Origin of the sequence: Parathalassolituus penaei, assembly GCF_026626885.1 — a bacterium.
In the GTDB taxonomy this organism is placed as follows: domain Bacteria; phylum Pseudomonadota; class Gammaproteobacteria; order Pseudomonadales; family Oceanobacteraceae; genus Oceanobacter; species Oceanobacter penaei.
On the sequence record NZ_JAPNOA010000019.1, the window covers coordinates 148,988 to 170,824 of the forward strand.

General features: G+C 55.5%; 23 protein-coding genes. 7 read left to right on the forward strand and 16 right to left on the reverse strand.

Features of this window, described 5'->3' with window-relative positions; genetic code table 11:
- Position 1: 1 nt before the first annotated feature.
- Genes hypB through OUO13_RS06555 form a run of 9 tightly spaced genes read right to left on the reverse strand, consistent with a single transcriptional unit; the run spans position 2 to position 5,558 of the window.
- On the reverse strand, positions 2–1,030 hold the full coding sequence (hypB, locus tag OUO13_RS06515; RefSeq protein ID WP_283173054.1) for a hydrogenase nickel incorporation protein HypB: 1,029 nt from the start codon (positions 1,028–1,030) through the stop codon (positions 2–4).
- Positions 1,030–1,362 carry a hydrogenase maturation nickel metallochaperone HypA gene (gene hypA, locus OUO13_RS06520; protein WP_283173139.1) on the reverse strand — a complete coding sequence of 111 codons (333 nt, stop codon included), beginning with the start codon at positions 1,360–1,362 and terminating at the stop codon, positions 1,030–1,032. Before hypA ends, hypB begins: the two co-directional genes overlap by 1 nt.
- A 1-nt stretch (position 1,363) precedes the next feature.
- Entirely contained in the window at positions 1,364–2,428 is a 1,065-nt protein-coding gene (locus OUO13_RS06525; protein ID WP_283173055.1) for a hypothetical protein, read from the reverse strand.
- A complete protein-coding gene (hybE, locus tag OUO13_RS06530; RefSeq protein ID WP_283173056.1) occupies positions 2,425–2,970 on the reverse strand; it encodes a [NiFe]-hydrogenase assembly chaperone HybE in 546 nt (181 codons plus the stop codon). Before hybE ends, OUO13_RS06525 begins: the two co-directional genes overlap by 4 nt.
- The gene (locus tag OUO13_RS06535) at positions 2,967–3,182 is read right to left on the reverse strand and encodes a rubredoxin (protein WP_283173057.1); all 216 of its coding nucleotides are present in this window, start codon (positions 3,180–3,182) and stop codon (positions 2,967–2,969) included. The genes hybE and OUO13_RS06535 overlap by 4 nt, the downstream gene beginning before the upstream one ends.
- A 36-nt stretch (positions 3,183–3,218) precedes the next feature.
- The gene (locus tag OUO13_RS06540) at positions 3,219–4,175 is read right to left on the reverse strand and encodes a hydrogenase expression/formation protein (protein ID WP_283173058.1); all 957 of its coding nucleotides are present in this window, start codon (positions 4,173–4,175) and stop codon (positions 3,219–3,221) included.
- A gap of 14 nt (positions 4,176–4,189) precedes the next feature.
- Positions 4,190–4,582, reverse strand: a complete 393-nt coding sequence (locus OUO13_RS06545; RefSeq protein ID WP_283173059.1) for a thioredoxin domain-containing protein — start codon at positions 4,580–4,582, stop codon at positions 4,190–4,192.
- The gene (locus OUO13_RS06550; protein ID WP_283173060.1) at positions 4,582–4,929 is read right to left on the reverse strand and encodes a HypC/HybG/HupF family hydrogenase formation chaperone; all 348 of its coding nucleotides are present in this window, start codon (positions 4,927–4,929) and stop codon (positions 4,582–4,584) included. The genes OUO13_RS06545 and OUO13_RS06550 overlap by 1 nt, the downstream gene beginning before the upstream one ends.
- The gene (locus OUO13_RS06555; protein WP_283173061.1) at positions 4,929–5,558 is read right to left on the reverse strand and encodes a HyaD/HybD family hydrogenase maturation endopeptidase; all 630 of its coding nucleotides are present in this window, start codon (positions 5,556–5,558) and stop codon (positions 4,929–4,931) included. The genes OUO13_RS06550 and OUO13_RS06555 overlap by 1 nt, the downstream gene beginning before the upstream one ends.
- Before the next feature lie 418 nt (positions 5,559–5,976).
- Here OUO13_RS06555 and OUO13_RS06560 point away from each other — a divergent pair, with 418 nt between their 5' ends.
- The 3 genes from OUO13_RS06560 (at position 5,977) to OUO13_RS06570 (ending at position 9,920) form a co-directional block, all read left to right on the forward strand.
- The gene (locus OUO13_RS06560) at positions 5,977–7,503 is read left to right on the forward strand and encodes an AAA family ATPase (protein ID WP_283173062.1); all 1,527 of its coding nucleotides are present in this window, start codon (positions 5,977–5,979) and stop codon (positions 7,501–7,503) included.
- Positions 7,494–9,074 (forward strand): VWA domain-containing protein, encoded by a 1,581-nt coding sequence (locus OUO13_RS06565; RefSeq protein ID WP_283173063.1) that lies wholly within the window; start codon positions 7,494–7,496, stop codon positions 9,072–9,074. Before OUO13_RS06560 ends, OUO13_RS06565 begins: the two co-directional genes overlap by 10 nt.
- Before the next feature lie 252 nt (positions 9,075–9,326).
- Positions 9,327–9,920 (forward strand): hypothetical protein, encoded by a 594-nt coding sequence (locus OUO13_RS06570; RefSeq protein ID WP_283173064.1) that lies wholly within the window; start codon positions 9,327–9,329, stop codon positions 9,918–9,920.
- On the opposite strand, the gene OUO13_RS06575 is transcribed toward OUO13_RS06570, so the two are convergent.
- The 3 genes from OUO13_RS06575 to OUO13_RS06585 are packed head-to-tail and all read right to left on the reverse strand — an operon-like array spanning position 9,895 to position 12,435.
- Positions 9,895–10,659, reverse strand: a complete 765-nt coding sequence (locus OUO13_RS06575; RefSeq protein WP_283173065.1) for an ABC transporter ATP-binding protein — start codon at positions 10,657–10,659, stop codon at positions 9,895–9,897. The two genes, OUO13_RS06570 and OUO13_RS06575, sit on opposite strands and share 26 nt — an antisense overlap.
- Positions 10,646–11,419 (reverse strand): ABC transporter permease, encoded by a 774-nt coding sequence (locus tag OUO13_RS06580; RefSeq protein ID WP_283173066.1) that lies wholly within the window; start codon positions 11,417–11,419, stop codon positions 10,646–10,648. Before OUO13_RS06580 ends, OUO13_RS06575 begins: the two co-directional genes overlap by 14 nt.
- Entirely contained in the window at positions 11,416–12,435 is a 1,020-nt protein-coding gene (locus OUO13_RS06585) for an ABC transporter substrate-binding protein (protein WP_283173067.1), read from the reverse strand. The genes OUO13_RS06580 and OUO13_RS06585 overlap by 4 nt, the downstream gene beginning before the upstream one ends.
- A gap of 368 nt (positions 12,436–12,803) precedes the next feature.
- Between OUO13_RS06585 and OUO13_RS06590 the strand changes: the two genes are divergently transcribed.
- Positions 12,804–14,480, forward strand: coding sequence for a sulfatase-like hydrolase/transferase (locus OUO13_RS06590; protein ID WP_283173068.1), 1,677 nt, complete (start codon positions 12,804–12,806; stop codon positions 14,478–14,480).
- A 97-nt stretch (positions 14,481–14,577) separates the two neighbouring features.
- Positions 14,578–14,883, forward strand: a complete 306-nt coding sequence (locus OUO13_RS06595) for a hypothetical protein (protein ID WP_283173069.1) — start codon at positions 14,578–14,580, stop codon at positions 14,881–14,883.
- Positions 14,884–14,901: 18 nt separating this feature from the next.
- Here OUO13_RS06595 and OUO13_RS06600 read toward each other — a convergent pair whose 3' ends face one another.
- The 4 genes from OUO13_RS06600 to OUO13_RS06615 all read right to left on the reverse strand — a co-directional run bounded on the left by OUO13_RS06600 (position 14,902) and on the right by OUO13_RS06615 (position 19,054).
- The gene (locus tag OUO13_RS06600) at positions 14,902–15,177 is read right to left on the reverse strand and encodes a HigA family addiction module antitoxin (protein WP_283173070.1); all 276 of its coding nucleotides are present in this window, start codon (positions 15,175–15,177) and stop codon (positions 14,902–14,904) included.
- Positions 15,178–15,389: 212 nt separating this feature from the next.
- The gene (gene cybH, locus OUO13_RS06605) at positions 15,390–16,112 is read right to left on the reverse strand and encodes a Ni/Fe-hydrogenase, b-type cytochrome subunit (protein ID WP_283173071.1); all 723 of its coding nucleotides are present in this window, start codon (positions 16,110–16,112) and stop codon (positions 15,390–15,392) included.
- Positions 16,113–16,163: 51 nt separating this feature from the next.
- Entirely contained in the window at positions 16,164–17,972 is a 1,809-nt protein-coding gene (locus tag OUO13_RS06610; RefSeq protein ID WP_283173072.1) for a nickel-dependent hydrogenase large subunit, read from the reverse strand.
- Entirely contained in the window at positions 17,969–19,054 is a 1,086-nt protein-coding gene (locus tag OUO13_RS06615) for a hydrogenase small subunit (protein WP_283173073.1), read from the reverse strand. The genes OUO13_RS06610 and OUO13_RS06615 overlap by 4 nt, the downstream gene beginning before the upstream one ends.
- A 302-nt stretch (positions 19,055–19,356) precedes the next feature.
- Here OUO13_RS06615 and OUO13_RS06620 point away from each other — a divergent pair, with 302 nt between their 5' ends.
- Together OUO13_RS06620 and OUO13_RS06625 are read left to right on the forward strand one after the other, a co-directional pair.
- Positions 19,357–20,325 carry a hypothetical protein gene (locus OUO13_RS06620; RefSeq protein WP_283173074.1) on the forward strand — a complete coding sequence of 323 codons (969 nt, stop codon included), beginning with the start codon at positions 19,357–19,359 and terminating at the stop codon, positions 20,323–20,325.
- 227 nt (positions 20,326–20,552) lie between these two features.
- Entirely contained in the window at positions 20,553–21,833 is a 1,281-nt protein-coding gene (locus OUO13_RS06625) for an AAA family ATPase (protein ID WP_283173075.1), read from the forward strand.
- Positions 21,834–21,837: the final 4 nt, after the last annotated feature.

Sequence of the window (21,837 nt, forward strand, 5' to 3'; positions counted from 1 at the left end):
ATCAGAGCAGTGCCTCCAGCCGTTGCATATCGGCACGTAACTGGCTGATGTTGGCCTGAATACGGGTCGAGCGTTGTTCCGCCACCCACATCAGCCATTGCTCCATACCTTCGCCGGAACGCGCCGACAGCTCGATCACCAGAATGTCGGGGTTTACCCGACGGGCGTATTCGATACAGGCATCGACGTCAAAATCGAGGTACGGCAGCAGGTCGATCTTGTTGAGAATCATCAGGTCGGCGGCGTGAAACATATCCGGGTATTTGAGGGGTTTGTCTTCCCCTTCGGTCACCGACAGGATCGCCACCTTGTGGGCTTCACCCAGGTCAAACGCCGCCGGGCACACCAGGTTGCCAACGTTCTCGATAAACAGCACCCCGCCCTGAATATCTCCCAGACGATCAAAGGCATGGCCCACCATATGCGCATCAAGGTGGCAGCCCTTGCCGGTATTCACCTGCACCGCCGGTGCACCGGTGGCACGAATACGTTCGGCGTCGTGGCTGGTTTGCTGATCCCCTTCAATTACCGCCACCGGCCAACGATCGGCCATCAGCTTGATGGTTTCGGTCAACAAGGTGGTTTTGCCAGAGCCAGGGCTGGATACCAGATTCAGGGTTAACAGATTCTGCTGGGCAAAACGGGCACGGTTGACGGCTGCATACCGGTCGTTTTTACCGAGAATATCCTGCTCGATCTGCACCATACGGGCCTGACTCAGACCCGGTGCGTGAGCACGGGCCGGGCCCTGACCATAATCGAGATCCTGACCGGAGGCGCTGGCAACAAACACCGCTGCCTGCAAATCGGCTACCTCTGGTGCCGGACTTAATGGATTGCCATGAGCATGGGAGTGACCGTGAGAGTGATCATGCGAGTGACTGTGGCCGTGTGTATGACTGTGATCGTGGGCATGGCCGTGAGAGTGATCGTGCGCGTGATCGTGCGTATGATCATGGGCATGACCATGATGCTGATCCTGTCCTTCGATCCGGGTTTCACCACTACTGCATCCACACACCGTACACATCACACCACCTCCAGTTCTTTGATTCTGAGTTCGTCACCAGAGGTGACCTGTAACTGATAACTGCCACAGCGCGGACAGGCATCGTAACGCTGTTGTACGGCAACCGTCTGGCTGCAACCGAGGCACCAGGCGGCTCCCGGCAGATCGATAATTTCCAGGCGCGCACCTTCTGCCAGCGAATGTCGACACACCGCATCAAAACAGAAACGCAGCGACTCTTTTTCCACGGACGCCAGTGGCCCGATTTCCAGCCACACGGCATTCACCCGCTGATAACCCTGTAGCCGCGCCTGTTCTTCAATAACCTGAATAATGCCTTCGGCGATCGACATCTCATGCACGGTGGTTGCTCTCCGGTTGTGCCGGATCATCCCGGCCTGCGGTTAAATCCAGACATTCAATCTGGCAATCCAGGCACGGATCAATCGCCCGTACCAGCCAGCGGCAAACCTCCTCGGCCTGCGTGGCATCTGCCACCGCCATCCCCACTAACAGGGTGGCCAGCAGTTCACCGCCAAAATTCACATCGGTCGGCGCCTGAATCAACCAGTCGCGCCGGGATTCCGGCCCACTCACCTGATGCAACAACCAGCCCCGCGAAGTATGCACCCAGCCCTTGCGCACCATCGCCAGATCTTCGTAATAAGAACGCAGGGCCAGACCACTGGCGAGATCGGGCATATCCTGCTGGCTCCACTGCCACCATTGCCGACATTGCTCCAGCAAACGATGAGCGATGCGAGCCAACACCGTTAGCAGTGGCTGGCCGCGACCATACAACAAGGCCGCCGCGCCCATACCGGCATACAGCAACGGATGCTTATCTCCGGCTCCGAGCAGACGGTAATCCGGGGCAAAACAGCAGGTATCCACTGTACTGGTGGGAATAACCAGCCCTTCCAGTGGCAACCACTGTTGCTCTAACGAGGCCAGCCATTGCTCATCCAGACACAACCAGTGGGGCACAGGTTCGCCGCTGTTATCAACCGGATTCCGGGCATCCGCCCGATTCGGTTTTTCCGCCAGCTGTGCCAACTGACGCAACGCCGACTGTAAAGCACTGGTTCCCAGTGGATAACCCCAGTCACGACATAAACGGATCAGGCTTTCACGCAGATTCTCGCGCCACACCTGCCGCAACAGTGAATGCAGTTGCGCCTGTTCATCCGGATGGTGAACACGGATCAGCCCCGAGGCCAGTTGCCCGGCCAACAGATGGGAGTGCCCACACACCGAAAATAACATCGGCAGTAGCTGGCAGGCCTGCGCCGCTGGCTGTTTGACCAACAGCTGCCCGACCGATTCTAACGGCCGCTTCAGGTTGCATTGCAGCGCACCGATACGACCCTGTTCCCACACCAGTTTTACCTGCAGCTGGCCAGTGGCAGCGGTCGTCATCGATTGTTCCCCAACCATTGCGACGGTGAAAACAGACCACGACGGCTGATACCGGCTGGTGCCGCTGGCGGATTATTCGTCAGCAAGTATGGCGCTGCGGTTTCCGCACGTTTTACATCGGCCAACACCAGCGCCAGCACTTCGCGGGCAAACTGGCGTGCCGAGTCCATATCGACAAAACGGCTCATCAGTGATTCCAGCGCACTGCTGGCGTAACGCCCGAGCTGCAGGTGATGGGCCATGGTCAGGCGATATTCAAAATCACCGATGCTCACGACCCAGTCGCTGCCCAATGGCGGGCAGGTCTGATCCCCAAGATCACCGACCCACAGGTTCATACACCAGGGCGTAATCAGTACCCCCAGCGAAAACGCGACACCCGAGTCACCAACACAGGGCTGCCAGCCCACCAGCTCGATGGTTAACGCCGGGTTGTAGAGTGGCAAGTCGGCCATACGTTCGCCGATGCTGCGATAACAGGCTTCGATATCCGCAGCCGTCAGACTGGCTGCTGGATGGCCGACAGCACCCGCCAGGGTCATTTGTCGACCACCATAAACTGGTCCTTGTCGCCATCACATTGCGGGCAACGCCAGTGTTCCGGCAAACGGCTGAACGGGGTGCCCGCTTCGATCTGCCAGACATCGTCGCCCTGATCCGGATGGTACTGATACCAGCAGATCTTGCATTCCAGCACGCTGTGATCAGCCAGCAGGTTGTTGTCGCCGAGATAACTGCCTTCAAATGTCTGCATCAGGAGTCTCCGTGGTTCTGTGTCAGCGGCTGAACATCAGGCCTGTAACGCCGCGTGGATTTCACGCAGACGCTCGGCCGAGTCTTCAAGGTCTTCACGGGCGGCGCAGGCCACTTGTGGCACCTTTACCACTTCGAGGGTGTCGAGAATCAGCTGGTCGGTGCTGTTGAAGTACTGCACCCGCCAGATACCGGCCACACCGGTGCTGGTGATACGGCAGTTGCCGTAACCCCGCGACAGGATCACCACATGGCCAACGCGCAGGCGTTGATTCAACCAGCGATGGTCTTCATCCGAAAACGGCAGCAGCGACAGGTTAACCACATAGGGCTCAGACAGCGGCGCCGCCGCATGACAACGGGCCTGATCCAGCAGCTCGACCATCACCGAGGCACCGTTTAACAGGTCAGCCGGGCGTGGGCCCAGTTCAAAACTGTCGGAATGAAGGGCCGGGAACGCATGGCGGCTTACGGCAGTCGGGATCGCGCCAACTTCCAGCCACTGCTGTTGTAATTGTTGGTCGGCATTTACCTGCTGGATCCACCAGACACCGGCCAGCACGGTTTCCTGAACCCGCAGATGGTAGTCCGGTGCCTGCACCATCAGGGCCACCTCCCCTTCTCCCAGAGTCTGGTACAGCAGCGCACAGGCATCGGCATCAATACCCGCCAATGGCACAACCTGACTGCTGTTCAGTGCCTGCTCACCAGAGGCAAAGGCGTCGAGTACGGTTTGTAACTGATCCAGCAATCGTCCGGCCTGCGGATGCGCCGCCAGCTCTTCCACTTCCGGTAATACCGGAATTTCAAAGGTGGTCATTTCTTTGGGCATCTGCAGGTAGCTCAGGGCTTCGTCTTCACGATGGGCACCCGGCCCTAACAACCCGGCAGCGGTTGCCGGATTGGCAAACGGGCTGGCACCTACGTTAATCCCCAGTGCAACGGCTTCGCTGTTGAGGCTGGAGAGGTCAAACAGTGGAATATCACCTTTCATACGTGTCTCCCTGCTCAGACGTCGGCCGTAACCGGTTGTGGGGTACGGGCCAGAATTTCCGGGATCTGCTGCAAATAGTCGTCCCAGTTCTGGATGCGAATAATGGTGCCGAGGAAATCACCGCGACGCAGAAACACCAGCGCCGGCCAGGTCACAAAGTGATAACGGCCCTGCAGTGCCGTTTCGCTGCCACGATCCACCACGGCCGCCTTCAATTGCGGAAAGGCACGCAACAGCTCTGGCAACACCACGGCGACATCCAGCGACTCTTTGACCTTCGACGGGTCGTCGCTGAAAAACAGCACGCTGAATTCATGCTCGCGCACAAAGGCATCGTGGTTATCCACATCCAGCAGCGGGTAATGACAGTCATCCAGCAAACGCTGGATCAGGGGATGAGCAGACATCAGGAGTTTTCCTTGGCTGAAGCCTGGGCGCGCAAATGCTCCGGCAGGCTGGGTTCACGGTCGAGGTCAGCGAACAGGTGATCAAATCCGGACAGGGCACCGTCCTGGATCTGTTGTAAGGCCAGCAGCGCCTGACCGGTCTGACGAGCGCGTTCGGAATCGAGGCATTCACGGGCAGCGCCGAGAAACACCAGTACCCACTGGCCAACCGGCAATGGGCCAAGCAGGCTGAGATCCACGATCTGTGGGCCATCCTGTTGCAGTACCAACCCCGGCCAGGCCTCACAGCTGGCGCGCAAGCTGGCGAGATCCAGAGCGCGGATCTGCATCGGAATACCAATACACATCAGACCGCATCCTCACTGGAACGAATCGGGGTAATAAAGCGGGCATCACCGTAACGATACGCCTGATCTTCGGCCGGACGACCGGCTTCATACGCGGCCATGGCCAGTTGTGATGGTGACAGCGCAACCCGGTTGCGCTCGTCACGCAGAGAAGCCAGCACACCGCGGTCGGCCATAAAATCGAGGGCAATCTGCACCGCTGGCGCAATCTGCTGACGCACCGACTCACGCAGACTGCCACCAAAATCTTCCAGCGCCTCCGGTTGCACCCCGACCAGCAACAGCTCATCGGGATAACCACCCGCAAATTCGGCGGTGGCCAACACTTCCTGAAAACCGGTCTGGTGCAGGCTCATTTTCTTGGCGCCCATAAACTTCGGCACCTCGTCATCACGGACGATTTTCAGGGTGCCGGGCTCAAGACCGTAATCAACGGCATCAAACACAATGAGCACATCCGTTTCCTGAACGTGTTGCACCAGATACAGCCCCTGGGTGCCACCATCCAGCAGTTCAACGTTGTCGGGAAAATCGTAATGTTCGTTCAGGTATTCCACGCAACGCACACCAAAGCCTTCATCGGCCCACAGCAGGTTGCCAATACCCAGAATAAGAAAACGCTGACTCACGGAGACTCTCCCCACAGACATTGCCCGGTGCCGCCGGGTTCTGTCCCGCCGTTTACCGTACTAAACGGAGCCCTGTACCCGATTGGGCCAGCGGCATCGTTGTTGTTGTTGCGAGAGTCTTATCAAGAGTTATGCCAGCCCGGCAGATGCCCGCGAGGCCGCATGTAACGGCAGGGGTTACAGGTCCACACCCGGCAAGCCCGAAAATAGATCTTCCATAAAATCAAAAACAGGAAAGTTACTTTCCACCATAAAAATCACCATCTACCGATCTGCCGTTCTACAACATCTGACCAAACCAACAACCAAACCAACAACCAAACCAGCGTTTTCGCCCAATGATCGAATCCACGCTCACCTCGGGCTATCATGCCGCCCGATATTTACGATCTGAATCAATTCTGACCAGGGAGTCCGCGTGAGCCTGCAACCCCGTATCCAAGCCCTGATTGAACACATCAGCAATGGCATGTTCGAGCGTGAAGAGGTTATTTCCGTCGCCCTCCTCAGTGCCCTCTGTGGCCAGAACTGTTTTCTGTTTGGCCCACCGGGCACCGCCAAGAGTCTGATCTCGCGCCGTATTGCCGCCGCCTTCGACCAGCCAGGGTATTTTGAATACCTGATGAACCGCTTTTCGACCCCGGAAGAAGTATTCGGGCCGGTGTCGATCAAGGCGCTGAAAGAAGACCGTTACCTGCGCAAGACCGATCATTACCTGCCAAAAGCAGAGTTCGCGTTTCTCGATGAAATCTGGAAATCCAGCCCGGCGATTCTCAACACCCTGCTGACGCTGATGAACGAGCGTATGTTCCGCAATGGCGAAACCCTTGAGCACGCGCCGTTAAAAGCCCTGATCGCCGCTTCCAACGAAACCCCGCAGCCGGATCAGGGCCTTGATGCCCTGTACGACCGTTTCATTACCCGACTGCTAGTGCAGCCGATCCTGCATAACCACCACTTTGACCAGCTGCTCAACAGCGCGCCGTCGAGTGAACAGGTACAACTGCCAGACGGGCTGGCGGTGAAATCAGAGGAATGGAACCGCTGGCAGGGCGAGATTGATCAGGTGCAGATCAGCAGCGACTGCTTCACCATCATTCACCTGATCCGCGCCCAGCTCGAACAGCAACACGAAGCACTGGGTGTGTATGTGTCTGACCGCCGCTGGCAACGCGCCGCACGCCTGATGAAAGCCTCGGCATTTTTCCATGGCCGCAGCCACACCAACCACAGCGATGCCCTGTTGCTGCGCCACTGCCTGTGGACTCATGGCAGCAACCGTGAGGCGGTCGCCATGATTGTGCTGGAAGCTGTGCAATCGGTTGGTTTTGAGGCCGGTATGCAGCTGTCGACCCTCGATCAGGCCAAGGACACCCTCGACCGTGAAATCAACGACGAGCTGTTTTATTCACAGGACGTCTACGACACCGTGCGTTGGGACGACCGCGAGTTATTCCGGGTTGATGCCCACTTTGAGATGGTGAACTACCGCGATATCAAGGAAGTCGAGCTGTATATCCCGGTGGAAAAACTGCGCAGCCACGATGTGTTTTCACCACTGGACGATCGTGGCAACGAAATCAGCCAGATCCGCGCCCAGTTTGAAGGCCAGGGCAGCTGCCGCCTGCAATACAGCGACTACACCTATCGCTACGAAGACCTGATTTTCCAGCCACAGGTGATGTTCTATCGCGGCGACCGCAAGCCGGATGTTAACCGCCGTCTGGTTGGCTCGCTGGCCGAGTCCGTACGCGAGTTAAAAGCCGAGCTGCAACAGTTGGTTGATCGCGCCGAAACCAAACGCGCCGATTACCGTATCAGCCTGCGGTCACTGTTTGTGCCCGACGAACTGACCGAACAGACCCTGGTGGGGGTTGAACAGCAGATGAACAGCCTGCGCCTGCGCATCAAGGACTGTGAGCGTCTGGAGGCCCTGTGTCGCTAGACCTCAGCCGTCTGCAAATCAGCAGCCGGGCCGCCGCCGCCCAGGAAATGCTGGTCGAAGGCAATGGCGACCGCGTCAGTCGCGCGGGTCAGAGCCTCAAGCAGCAGCTCAACCAGCGTCACGACTACTGGTTGCGCTCCAACCAGCAGGCCGAAGACCTGATCAAACGCAAGCTCGAACGCTGGAGTGAAGAAACCCGTGTCATCCTGATGCGCGAGTTTCCGTACCTGCCACAACAGCGCCGCCTGCGCCGTTGGGAAGGCCGGGTATTTGGCCTCAACAGCCAGCAGCTGCAAGACAAACCGGCACTGCGCACCCTGTTCGAACAGCTGTTCAAGGAGTTCCGCCAGTTCTGCGGTGTACTCAGCAAACCGGTTGATGACGATTACTGGCTGAATCTGGATACCGATATCCGGGTCGATTCCGGTGAGGTGGTTGAAGCGGAGGAAAACCCGCGTTTCCACCTCGAAATGCTGCTGGCCGAATGGCAAAAAGTGCTCGATCACGCCCGCAGCGACTGGGAGTTACAACGCCTGAGTGATTGCCGTCAGCAGTTTCTGGATGACATTGAAGAAGTGTTAAACCTGCTGGAGCAACTGCACCAGCAGCTGCTGCCGCTGGGCCTTGGCACCGGCACCCTGTTCGACCTGTCGGCCAGTGATGTGCGCGCCGAAGACCTGCGTGAACTACAAAGCTGGACCCAATACCTCAGCAACGATCAGGGCGCCGTGGCCATCAGTGAATTGCTCGGCAAGCTGCGCCAATTGGAGCTGTCGCGCCATCTGGAACAGGTTAACGCCCGCGATCTCAACACCGCCAACTGGCACGACAACTACGCCCGCGACGAACTGATCGGCCTGCGTCTGGGGCGCGACCTCGAACACGTGCTGCCCAGTGAACTGGCGCTGCTGTCCGACCCGGATACCGCGATCCTGTTTGACCTCAAGTTTATCGAGTCACGACTGCTGTGTTTTGACGTGCAGAGTCTGGATAACGAACCGGATGAAGACGACAACAGTGATCCCCAGGCGGCCAGCCAGTCGAATCGTGGGCCGATGATTATCTGTGTGGATACCAGTGGCTCCATGAGTGGCCCACCCATGACCGTCGCCAAGGCCGTCACCCTGTATCTGGCTGGTCAGGCCCGCGAAGAAAAACGCCCCTGTTACCTGATCAGTTACGCCACCGCGGTCGAGGAGCTGGAGATTTCCAGCCAGGATAATACCGAGCAGAATCGCCAGAACCTGATGGCATTCCTGACCCGCAGTTTTGAAGGGGGCACCGACCTCAACCCGGCGCTGCTACACTCGCTGGAGTTAATGAACCAGCATCAGTACCGGCGCGCCGACCTGCTGATTATCTCCGACTTCCTGATGGCGGAATTACCGGAAAGCCTGCTGGAACGCATCGAGCCGTTAAAACAGCGAGGCAACCGTTTTCATTCGCTGGTGATTGGTGAAACCTGGATGGTGGATCGAATGAAACACCTGTTCGATCAGGAGTGGATCTACGATCCACACCGCAGTGAAATCCGTGAACTGCTGACCTTCAAAAACCGAGTGAGCGACTAATACGTTCCGAACTTCCAGTTACACTACAATTTTTGCATCCAGATAATTTTAAGGTAGTCTTGGCTGAGTATATGGGAGATATGCATATGTCAATTTCTGAGCTCACAAAGAAAGTGCAAGCCTCAGCGCACTTCAGAAGTACTGATGCGAAGCGTCAGTTGCTACGTAATGCTGGTATTTTGAACAAAAGTGGCCATTTGAGTAGCAAGTTCTCCACAGCAGCCAAGCCGACCGGCACTAGTAAAGTATGATATGTACTCTTCAAAGCCATCCGTAGTTTATGGATTTCATGGATTAGATAGAAAAGCTGCCTTTCGGATTCTCAACGGAGAGTCCGAATTCAAACACAGTACCAATGATTACGACTGGCTAGGAACCGGCGTCTACTTCTGGGAAAACAATCTGGAGCGGGCGCGCCAATATGCTATTGAAAACCAGCAACGAAAAGGATCAAAGATTGCGGAGCCATTTGTTCTTGGTGCAATTCTGGAGCTTGGCAACTGTCTGGATTTACTAGATCAAAAATATAATGACTTCCTGAAAACCGTCTACACCCAGCTCAAAGAAGATTTGGATGCTCTTGGCGAACCTCTACCCGTGAACAGCGGCTTTGGCGCTAGTGACTTTGACTTCAAAAAACGCCAACTAGACTGCGCCGTCATACGCTACGCCTGTGAGTTGGCAAAAAATGAGGGAGAGGACTTCGATTCAGTGCGAGCCCCTTTTATTGAAGGTGAGCCCCTCTATCCTGGAGCCAAATTTCATACGAATAATCATATTCAAATTGCGGTGATCAATCCTGATTGCATCAAAGGAATTTTTATTCCCAGAGAGAAGAGTCGCTAGCAACAACCTTTCCAGCCAGCAAACCCGGATATTCACCCAGCAGGCGGGTTTTCCACTCGGCCACATCCAAATCAGAGCGCGGGCGCGGTAATTCCACCGGCTGATCCAGAATCAGAGACCCAGGTGCCGCCGACAGAAACAGCACTCGATCCGCCAGGCGAATGGCCTCGTCAAAATCATGGGTAACAAACAGCACCGTCGGCTGGTGTTCCAGCCACAAGGCTTCGAGCATGCCGCGCAGATGTTCAGCGGTTGGCAGGTCCAGCGACACAAACGGCTCATCCAGCAACAACAGCTCGGGTTGGGCCAGAAAAGCCCGGGCGATACTCACCCGCTTCTGCATCCCGCCTGACAAGGTACGGGGATACTGCTCACCCTTGCCGTGCAGACCAACACGCTCCAGCATCCGCTCAATTTCACCAGCGGAACGCTCGGGTGCCGTCAGCTGCAGGTTGTTGAATACGGTCAGCCACGGCAACAGGCGAGGCTGCTGGAAGATATACCCAAGACGGCAATCGGGCTGACGGCCGATCACAGGCTGGTCATTCACCGAAATACTGCCCGCCACACTGGCTTCCAGCCCGGCGATCATATTCAGCAAAGTGGTTTTGCCGGTGCCGGATGGCCCGACCAGAGCCACAAACTGACCCGCGGGAATCTGGGCACGAATCGTCCCCAACACCGTCTGCTGGCTGTTGGCATAACGTTTTTCAGCAAGCGCCAGCTCAAGCCTGACCATAACCACCTCGGGCGATATAACGATCCAGCGGGCGCATGATAATGGCCTCGATCAGCAGGATCACCACGGCAAACGCCAGGGTATACGCCAGGATGCTGGCAATATCGAAGAACTGGAAAAAGGTGCCAAGCTGGAAACCAACCCCGTCACTGCGCCCCAGCAACTCGACCACCAGCACAATCTTCCAGATCAGTGACAAGCCGGACCGGGCCGCCGCCATCATAAAGGGATACAACTGCGGTAAATACACGCGGAAGAAATACACGGCGGGCGACACGCGGTACACCTGTGCCACTTCCAGCAACTGGCGATCCACAATACGCGCACCTTCACGCACCATCACCACCACGGTCGGAATCTTGTTGATGGCCACCGCCGCCACTGCAGCCGCTTCGGTCAGACCAAACCAGATATAACAGAGCAGAATGGTCACCAGCGCTGGCACGTTCAAGGCAATCACCAGCAGGGCGTCACCGGCCAGATTCACACGCCGGAACGCGCCCATCAGAATACCAATCACCACTCCCAGCAGCATGGCCATGGCAAAACTGACCAGCACCCGTAGCAGGGTTACGCCCAGATGGTGCAGCAGATTGCCGTGACTCAGATGCCCATACAGGCTGTCAAGCACGGCCAGAAATCCCGGCAGGTTACTGCTGTTGAGCACCCATGCCGTGATTTCCCATGCCGTCAGCACCAGCAACAGCGGAATAACACTCCACAAAACCCGTTGCAGAGACGTTTCAGCCGTTACGGTCATTGAGCATCCTTCAACACACCAGCCTTCACCAACCCCGAGCCCGATGCCATCAGGAACATGGATGTATCCAGGGTTTGCGCACCACCGGTCAGCTCCTGACCACCTTCCGCAGCAAAGATACTGTACAGCTGCTGCAGAGCGGCAACCTGTTCAGCCCCAAACGCGGCCTGCACACTCGCGCGGTATTCATCGCGCAGGGCAACAAAAATTCCGTCGTTTTCGGCCTGGGTCAGGGGTTTGATACGAAGCCACTCGTCATCCGAGGTTTGCAGAATCTGGCGAGCTTCAGCGGATGCCAGCAGGAAGCGGTTAAGCACATCGCCCTGGCTCTGGGCGTAACGGTCGGCGAAGACCCACCCCAGTAATGGCACCTGGGTGTGGATACCGAGCCCGGCCAGAGCGTCATGAATCGACACCAGAGGTTTGAATCCCGCCGCTTTCAAACGCGCGCCAAAGTGCCAGAAGTTGAGAGTTGCTGGCAGCTTGCCGTCTTCCATCATCTTGTTGAGCAGTGGTGGCGCGGCATAAACCGGCTCAACGGTTTTGGCCAGATCCAGACCGGCGGATTTTTTGCTCCAGGCCTGCAACATCAGCCAGCTTTTATCCACAGGGCCACCCGCCACCCCCAGTTGTTTACCCTTGAGATCGGCCAGTGACGTTGCGCTGGCATCCGGCTGGACATAAAGAGCACCAGCAGCGGCGGAGACCGGCGAAAAACCGTACATACGCTGGTCATGACGCTGGCGGTTAACCCATACCCAGTCACTGTAGATCAGATCCACCGCACCACTTTGCAACGCCACCGGCGCGGCGTTATTGGCAGCAACTGGCGTTACCTGCAATTCAAACTGGTACTTTTTATCCAGCCCATGCTGCTGGATCACATCCATTTCCCAGTTCACCGTACCAAACTGCAGAACCGCCACCCGCACCACAGGTGTTTCGGCTGCGACCACACCACTCACCAGCAGCAAGGACCACAGGCACACAGAAAAGAGAGTTTTGAAACGCTTCATATTGTTATCGTTCTTGTTGGTTGGGCAGACAAGGCCAATCAACAGCTGCCGCAGACACCATCCCGGATGCCGTTGTTGTTCGTATAGTTTGTATATATGCCCGGCCCTCAAACAACAATGCGAGCGACTACTTCTTTGGATGGATAACCCTACGCCTTAGGGACAGTGACGCTTAAACCGCAGCCGAAAACCGGCAAATCCGAAGGCAAAACCCTGCTGTAAACAGTATTTCTTTTGCAGCAACAAACATTTCAATGACACTTTAAAGACACTTCTTTTAAATTTTCATTAACCTCGGTTAGTATCGCGCGGCTTGAACGGGCGCTGTACATATTCCATCCAACCAGCCCGTTAAACGTGGAAATTGTATGCCGCATCACCTCAGCTCACGCCTGCTGTCGTTACTGAAACACCTGCTGATTGCCACCCTGTGTGCTGCAGCGCTGTTCACTCTCGACTATCTGTATATCCAGCTGGTGCGCCCGGACCTGATCGATCGTTTTACCGGCTGGAAAGCCACCGACGCGTTCTGGTTTGTGTTTGGCCTGATGCTGGCCGCGACCTACGCTCCCAAACGCCTGGTGCTGATCCTGTTTGGTTCGCTGGCACTGATTCACACCTCCGAGTTTGGTTACCTGAGTTATTTCGGGGTGTTTTTTGGCCCCTACGACATCTGGGCGCTGTTTTTTGAGCTGGAAGATACTTTCAAGGTGGTGGTCGCCGAACCGGCTCGTATCCTGCCATTTGCTCTGGCCACCGGCGTGTTATGGGGGCTGGTGTTATACCTGTTGGGATTACCCAAACGCCCGGCCAATGGCTGGGTCTCAGGCATTATCATGACCCTGCTGTTTTCGGTGCCGGCGATCCAGCTGTACGGCACCAACAAGGATTATTTCCGCCCGAGTTACAGCTATCACTCGCTGCATAACTCGCTGTTCACGCTGAATTATTTTCTCGCAGGCGTGCTGCCGGAGCAGCTGATCAAAAAGAAAGGCAAGGAGTACGCCCCGTACGAGCTGCTGTCGAGCAACATCGATCCAGTCAACACCGTGGTGCTGATTGTGGGTGAAAGTGTCAATCCGGCGCAGCTGCAGATTACCGGCGCCGAGGTCGAAACCACACCATACCTGCAAGTGATGAAAGACCGTGGTGAAATCGAAACCGGTTACGCGGTGTCATCTGCCACTACCACCCAGATTGCCAGCGGTATGCTGCTGAACGTGATTTACGAACCGGATAACCCGGCGCAGTACATTTCACGCGAAACCAACCTGTTCCGCCTAGCCCATCAGCAGGGTTACCGCACCCATTACATCACCACCCAGAAAACCCAGAGCATGTCGTATTACTACTACGACAGCAGCATCGATACCTATCTGGATTACGACTCGATGCAGGAGCGTAAAACCCATGGTGATCGCCGGATTCTGGAAACCATCAAGGCCCTGAAACTGGACTACCACCAGAAGAACTTCCTGGTGCTGCAGCATCGCAACGCACACATTCCTTATGTGGATAACTACCCGGCCGAGTACGAACGTTTCAAACCGGCCAACAGCAGCTTCCGCGAAACCAGCCTGGCCCAGTACCGCAACAGCCTGCTGTATTTCGATTACACCATGGCCGAACTGATCAACTACCTGAAAGATCAGGTGCCGGGTCAGGTGGCGCTGTTTTATGTGTCGGACCACAGTGAGCTGATGGGCGAAGACGGCCTGTATGGCCACCGTACCCTGACACCCGCAATTGCCCGCGTGCCTTTTATCTCCTACACCAAGGGAATCGACGACGAGGTCAAACAGCAGCTGTATTACCGCAGCGAGTGCCTGCCGACCCACTTCAACGTAGCGCGTTCAGTCGCCCAGCTGTTGGGGATCAACATTCACGACCCCAACTATCAGGCCGGTATCACTTACACCAACAGTCTGGATATCAATGGCAGTCAGGGCTTCCTGACCCTGAACCTCGCCAAGGACCTGAAAGACTACGGTTGTGTACCCAATAACGTCGCCCAGCAACCTGCAGATGTGGAACCGAAACAATAGGGTTATCGAATAATCTTCACCGCTTCTGTGCTGCGGGTCATCGTCATCCTCTGCCAGAAACGGCACACTGCGCGTTTTTTCGGATACGGACATCCTGATGCCAGCAAACCACCGCTTTTGCATAACCCAGCGCCAGCCGGAACCAAAACCTATCAAACCAACAGGTTCGTCTCACCCCCGAACCAACGGCTGGCGCGCCCGCATCAATCGTAATGACGGGCGCTGGTTACAGGTCGATAACCGCGATCTGAAACGCACTGAAGCACTGGGGCTCGGACTGCTGCCGATAGGCGTGGTGTTATTGCCAGGTGTGATTCCCGCCCTGCATCTGCCGCTGGCACTGCCCATGCTGATCCTGCTGGGCAGCGCAGCCTTGTTGCTGTGGAATCTTTATCGACGCTAATTCGACGCGAAGGCGTGATTAATCCACGACGGATTCAGGCGCAGCTACTGTTGAATGCAACGCCCGATACAACTCCCACAGCTGCTGTTTTTCCAGCCAGAACATGGGCGTGGTATTAAACTGCGCCGCCAGTTTGAGAGCGGTGTCGGCGCTGATGGCCCGTTGGCCGTTAACGATTTCATTCACTCGCCGACGAGAGATACCAAGGATTCGGGACAGGTCACTCTGGGAAATATTGAGCGGCACCAGATAACAGCGCTGCAGGAAGACACCCGGATGTTCGGGCTTGCGCATGGCGTGAGAGAAGGTCCGGCGTAATGGCGAAACCGGCGCGGTCGGAAGGGGCTGTGGGTTAGCGGTTACCAAGGGTTTGGCCCTGTGTTTTGAATCCCTGTGTTTTGAATCCGTGTGAAACCTGCGTTGTGCATCCCTGTTTTGCTCCTGTTATACACACCATGGGTTCAAAACGGGCCTGTGGAAAAACACCTACAGACCCGCGCCAGACGTTAATCCGGCTTGTCATCCTTGAACATACGCCAGCCACCCACCATGGTGGAGATCAACGATTGCCGCGACATGATGTCTTCGCGGATCGCTACGTACACGTGGATCATCACAAACGTGATGATGTACCACATGCCGAGGTGGTGCCAGGTATGCACGTCCTGGCTCTGGCCCATCATGGGAATCACCCAGCCAAACCAGTTATTGGCCCAGCTGCCCGCACCGGTGCCTTCGCCGTAGAGGGCAAAGCCGGTCACAATCATGAAAATAATGCCCACCACAAAAATACCGAACATCGCCAGTTGCCCCAGCGGGTTATGGCCAATGTATTTTTTCGGCACCTTTTCCAGAAACAGATACCAGCGCAGCTCGTGATACGCCTCCTGCCACCAGCGTTTTTTATGCAATGGCACCAGGAACAGTTCACGGGCGTGGTGGTTACCCACAATCGCCCAATAAATGCGTCCAACAAACGCAATCGCCAGCACGTAACCGGCGGCAAAATGGGCAAAGCGGATATACCCCATCAGAAAGTGATCACTGGCCTCACCCGGCATGGTGGGCAGTGGCGATCCGATAAAATAGCCGCTGATACACAGGGTGATCACACACAACACGGTCACCCAGTGCCACAAACGTAACGGCGCTTCATACACGTACACCGCGGTCTGGCGGCGCACTTGCTCGCCCGGCTGGGCAAGCGTTTGCGAAACCTGTTCAGTCATAGCTGTCCTCCGGCCGACAGCCACCACTCAGGGCGGTAGCTGCCGTTTTGATTAGCGGATTTTCACCCGGGTCATTTCCTGGCCATCTGGCGACATCACGTGTGTGGAACAAGCCAGACACGGGTCGAAGCTGTGCAGGGTACGGAGAATTTCCACCGGCTCTTCCGGGCGCTCCATCGGCGTGTTGAGCAGGGATGCCTCAAACGCACCAATGTTGCCGTCGGCATCACGCGGAGAACCGTTCCAGGTGGTTGGCACAATCGCCTGGTAGTTCTCGATCTTGCCGTCCTTGATACGAATCCAGTGACCCAGCGCCCCACGCGGTGCTTCGTTGGTGCCGACACCCTTGGCTTCTTTTGGCCAGGTGGATGGATCCCACTTCTCAACGTTGGCGGTCGCACGATCACCGGCCTTGATGTTGGCGATCAGGGCGTTCCAGTCGTCGAGCATGGTGTCGACACACAGCTCACATTCCAGCGCCCGCGCCAGGGTACGACCGAGGGTCGATGGCAGGAACTGCTTGATGCCGAGGTCGAGGCCGGTGTTCTGGTTAAAGGCCGACAGCGAACGGTTGACCTGTTCCTGTACGTATTCCTTACCGGACGCGTACGCGATGATGTATCGGGCCAGCGGGCCGACTTCCATCGCATGACCACGCCAGCGCGGAGCCTTGATCCAGCTGTACTTGTGGCCTTCGTCGAGTTCCTTGATATCGGTTTTGGTGCCTTTGGTTTTTGGCCCCAGCTCGAAGCTCGGGTTGGTATCACCATCCCACGGGTGCAGGCCCTTGATACCATCGGCATAGCGATACCAGGAGTGATCCACATACTCCTGGATCTGCTCAGGGTCACGTACGTCCACCGGCAGCACTTCATCCCAGTTGCCATTCACGATGGCACCGGCCGGCAGCAGGTCGGTGGACTTGTCGTATGGCACCTGGGTATAGGTGCCGTACGACAGCAGGTTCTGGCTGGCCAGACCGCCGCCGTACAACCAGTCCTTGTACAGACCGGCAATCGCCAGCACGTCGGGCAGATAGACGTTTTTGGTGAACTCCTGGGCTTCACGAATACGCTGCAGCACAAAGTTGAGGCTGGTCATATTCACCGGCGCACCGGCGGCCCCCACATCATCGAGGTTAATAGCACAGGCCACACCACCGACCAGATAGTTCGGGTGCGGGTTCTTGCCACCAAAGATGGTGTGGATCTTGACGATTTCTTTCTGCAGGTCGAGAGCTTCGAGGTAATGCGCTACCGCCATCAGATCGGCTTCCGGCGGCAGTTTGTAGGCCGGGTTATCCCAATAACCGTTGGCGAACAGACCCAGCTGGCCACTTTCCACAAACTTCTTCAGACGGTTTTGCACATCACGGAAATAACCGGGGCTCGACATCGGATGCGCCGGTGACACCATTTTCTGCAGCTCGGACGTGGCTTTAGGATCAGCTTTCAGAGCGTTGACCGGGTTCACCCAGTCCAGCGCGTGCAGATGATAGAAGTGCACGATGTGATCGTGTACTTGCAGGGTCTTATCCATCAGATGACGGATCAGGTGAGCGTTGAGTGGAATCTGGATACCCAGCGCATCTTCTACCGCACGGCAGGACGTCAGGGCGTGAGTACCGGTGCAAACACCACAGATACGTTCCACAAATGCCCAGGCGTCACGCGGGTCGCGGCCTTTCAGAATCACTTCCAGACCACGCCACATGGTGCCGGTGGACACCGCGTTGCGGATAATACCCTGATCATCAACGTTCACTTCGCAGCGCATGTGACCTTCGATACGGGTAACCGGATCGACCACCACCCGGCGGCCGCTGTTATCCAGCTGACTGGCGTTCAGTGGGATGTTCATGCCTGTTCCTCTTTTTCATCTTTGCGAGTAGCCTGACGAATGGCGCTGACCGCCGCATGCGCGGCAATTGCTGCACCCACACCACCGGCCACGGCGGTGCCAATCTCGTCGGCGTTTTGTTCAATACCAAACTGGTGAATATCGGTCAGGCGGTTGTAGAAGGACCCCTTGTCCCAGAAACCGTCTTCCGAACAACCGATACAGCCATGACCGGCCTGAATCGGGAAGGAAGTGCCTTCGTTCCAGCGCACCGTCGAACAGGCGTTATAGGTGGTTGGGCCCTTGCAGCCGACCTTGTACAGGCAGTAACCCTTGCGGGCGGCATCGTCATCCCAGGATTCCACAAACTGGCCAGCATCGAAGTGCGGACGGCGATAACACTTGTCGTGAATACGCTGGCCATAAAACATCTTCGGACGGCCCTGACGGTCGAGTTCCGGCAGCTTGCCGAAGGTCAGCATGTAGGTGATCACACCGGTCATCACCTCGGCGATTGGCGGGCAGCCCGGCACCTTGATAATCGGCTTGTCGGTGATGACCTTGTGAATCGGCACCGCCTGGGTCGGGTTCGGACGTGCGGCCTGCACACAGCCCCAGCTGGCACAGGAGCCCCAGGCAATCACAGCCTTGGCGTTTTTGGAGGCGCGCTTGAGCTGATCGAGGAAGGGTTTGCCACCAACAATACAGAACATGCCGTCTTCGTTCAGAGGCGGGTTACCTTCCACCGCCAGAATGTATTCACCCTTGTACTTCTCCATGGTCTCTTCGAGGATGGCTTCGGCATGATGTCCGGCGGAAGCCATCAGGGTGTCGTCGTAGTCGAGGGAAATCATCGACAACACCACGTCCTTCACCAGCGGGTGAGCGGAGCGGATAAACGACTCCGAACAGCAGGTGCACTCCAGGCCATGCAACCACAACACCGGTGTACGTGGTTTGGTTTCCATGGCGTTGGCAATCTGGGGTGCGAAGGTTGGGCCAAGGCCCAGAGCAGCGGCGGTGAGACTGCAGAATTTGAGGAAGCTGCGACGGGTAATCCCCTGACGCCGCATCACCTCATAAAAGGTTTCGATATCTGACATGCTGGATCCTCTGGCGGTACAAACCACTCACGGCGCAGAAAAGATGGCAAGCCACTTTCCAGCGAGGCTTTTATAGTTCTAGGTGGTATGACAGCCCACTCAGCAAGAACCGAACCAGATAAGAAACCGTAGGAAAATCAATAAACAACGAAAGTATTCAGACAAATAACAAGGAAGTAATCTGGCAGTTGTGAGATGAACTGGAAAGATGGTTTGCAGAGCAAATATGCCATCAGCCGGATATCATCGTTCAGATCTCGAAGAACAAGACAAACCTTCCCTATAAGACCCCAGGACAACCGATGCACATCACGGATCTGATCAACAACATCGCCCCCGATACCCAACAACGGGTAGAAAAAGCCAAAAACACCTACAACCGTTTGATTCGCGACGCCATCCGCTTTGAATCCCGGCTATCACTTAACCCTGGTCGTGGCGACAGCATCACCGATGAAATGGGGATCAAAATCCCGATCAGGCTGGAAGCAGGTTATCCGGACTGCCTGCGTGATTTTTTCGTCCCTGAGGAATTCCGCATTGCCGCACTGCTATCCGAAATTCGGCCGCAGCTGGTTCAGGTCAGAGACTCATCCAGCGTCGTTGGCCAGTTTCTCGCTGACTACCAGCAAGAACCGACGCTTGAATACTTTGTGGGAGGCTCTATCTGCCATGCCGAACGGGAAGCGGAACAACTCCTGAAGCTTCTTGACGTCTACGATCTGGTACGTGAACTGCTGAACACCCGTCAGGATATTCTCGGGCTCTACCGTCCTACCCATCAAAGCCTGCATCGTATGAATCACCCGCACTGGTACAACGACGAATACCGGACAACACTGGATGCAGGAGAAGTGATTATTTACTGGAGCGTGATCGGCATCATCGCCCCGCGTCTGGGCGTCAGTATCGAAGCTCTCACGTGCGTGGTACTCGCCCACGAACTGGCACATGCCTATACCCAGGCAGGTTTTGATATCGATGGCCAGAACTGGCCACTGGAAAGTTTTTTTGGCTCTGATGTGTACCTGATCGAAGGTCTGGCCCAGTACTACACCGAACGCCTCGCCGAGAAACTCGATAGTCGCATTCCAGGCCTACAGCATGCCTACAAACAGTTATTGGAAAAGCAGACTGGTCCCTACCGGCACCACACATTCTGGATAGATGACCTCAAGGCCAGCCCGGAACAAATCCGCCATGCCATGCTAAAGGTACGACGTCCCGATTCAATCCCGGTACAGGAATTCGAACACCACCTGAAACACTGATACCGCAGCAAGCAAATTGCTGCCCGCTCCAATAGACAGCCTTACCAGCTTTCAAACTCGTGCGTGGTTACAGGATCGTCACTCCAATAAGATTCGAGCAACACGCCACAAAAGACACATTTAAGACGCTATTTTTGGTAAAAAAAACCAAATTTTTAATTTTGATTGAAATTCAATCACTGTAGACTAGTCTGAACATGTAAGTTCTCTGGAGCAAGGAGCGGTTTATGCTCATCGAATTTCGCGTCACCAATTTCCGGTCGTTCAAAGATGAACAAAAGTTCAGTCTGGTTCGAGGTACAGGCGATGAACTCTTAGCTAGCAACAGCTTCACTGCTAACGACGCCAATCAGATGCCACTACTGCGTTCAGCGGCCATTTACGGCCCTAATGCCAGCGGTAAATCCAACTTCCTCAAAGCGCTACGAGCGATGAAAAAAATCGTGATGGAATCTGCTTTGAAAGGCCAGCGCGGCGACCGCTTATCAGTAGAGCCGTATCGCCTGAGTAGAGCCACCAAAGACAAGCCAAGCGAATTTGAGGCCACCTTTATTGCTGAAGGTATTCGCTACCAGTATGGATTTTCTGTTACCTCTCAACGAGTAGAAGACGAATGGCTATTCGCTTTCCCCAAAAAACGGCAACAAGTCTGGTTTCAGCGAGCCTGGAACTCCGAGACTGATAGCTATGAGTGGGATATCGGCAATCAGCTTATTGGCAAAAAACAGGTCTGGCAGACATCCACTCGCTCTAATGCCCTGTTTTTATCGACTGCTGTACAACTCAATAGTGAGCAGCTAAAACCAGTATTTGACTGGTTCAGAAAAACCTTGCGCCTGGCTCAGGTTGGTGGTTGGGATTCTGGCTATACCGCTGATTTATGTGAAAATGAAGAAAGTAAAAGCAGGGTCATGGAGTTCTTACGTGCAGCTGATATTGCAATTGACGATATCTCAATTGAGCGCACGCCGTTTAATCCTGCGGATCATTTGCCCAATGATATGCCAGATCCACTAAAAGAGATGATTGCAGAAGAATTAAAAGATAAACAATTGGCCAGAATTCAGACCATTCATCTGGATGAAGATGACAACCCCGTTATTTTCGATATGAAAAAAGATGAATCCGATGGTACTCAAAAGCTGTTTGGTTTTGCCGGCCCCTGGCTGGATGCTCTAGAGAATGGTTATGTGCTTTTTATCGATGAATTACACGGCAACCTCCACCCAGAGTTAGTACGTTTTCTGGTGGGGCTATTTAATAACTCAGAAACCAACCCCAATAATGCGCAACTGGTATTTAGCACCCATGAAACCTCGATTCTGAGCCAGAAATGCTTCCGTCGGGATCAAATTTGGTTTTGTGAAAAATCGACCGAAACAGGTAGTCAGCTATATTCTTTGTTTGATATCCGAGGCGTTATAAAAGATCGTAGTAACCTTGCACTAGCTTATTTATCAGGCCGCTATGGCGCATTACCCTTTGTACGCGATCTAAATCTGCAATAAAAAT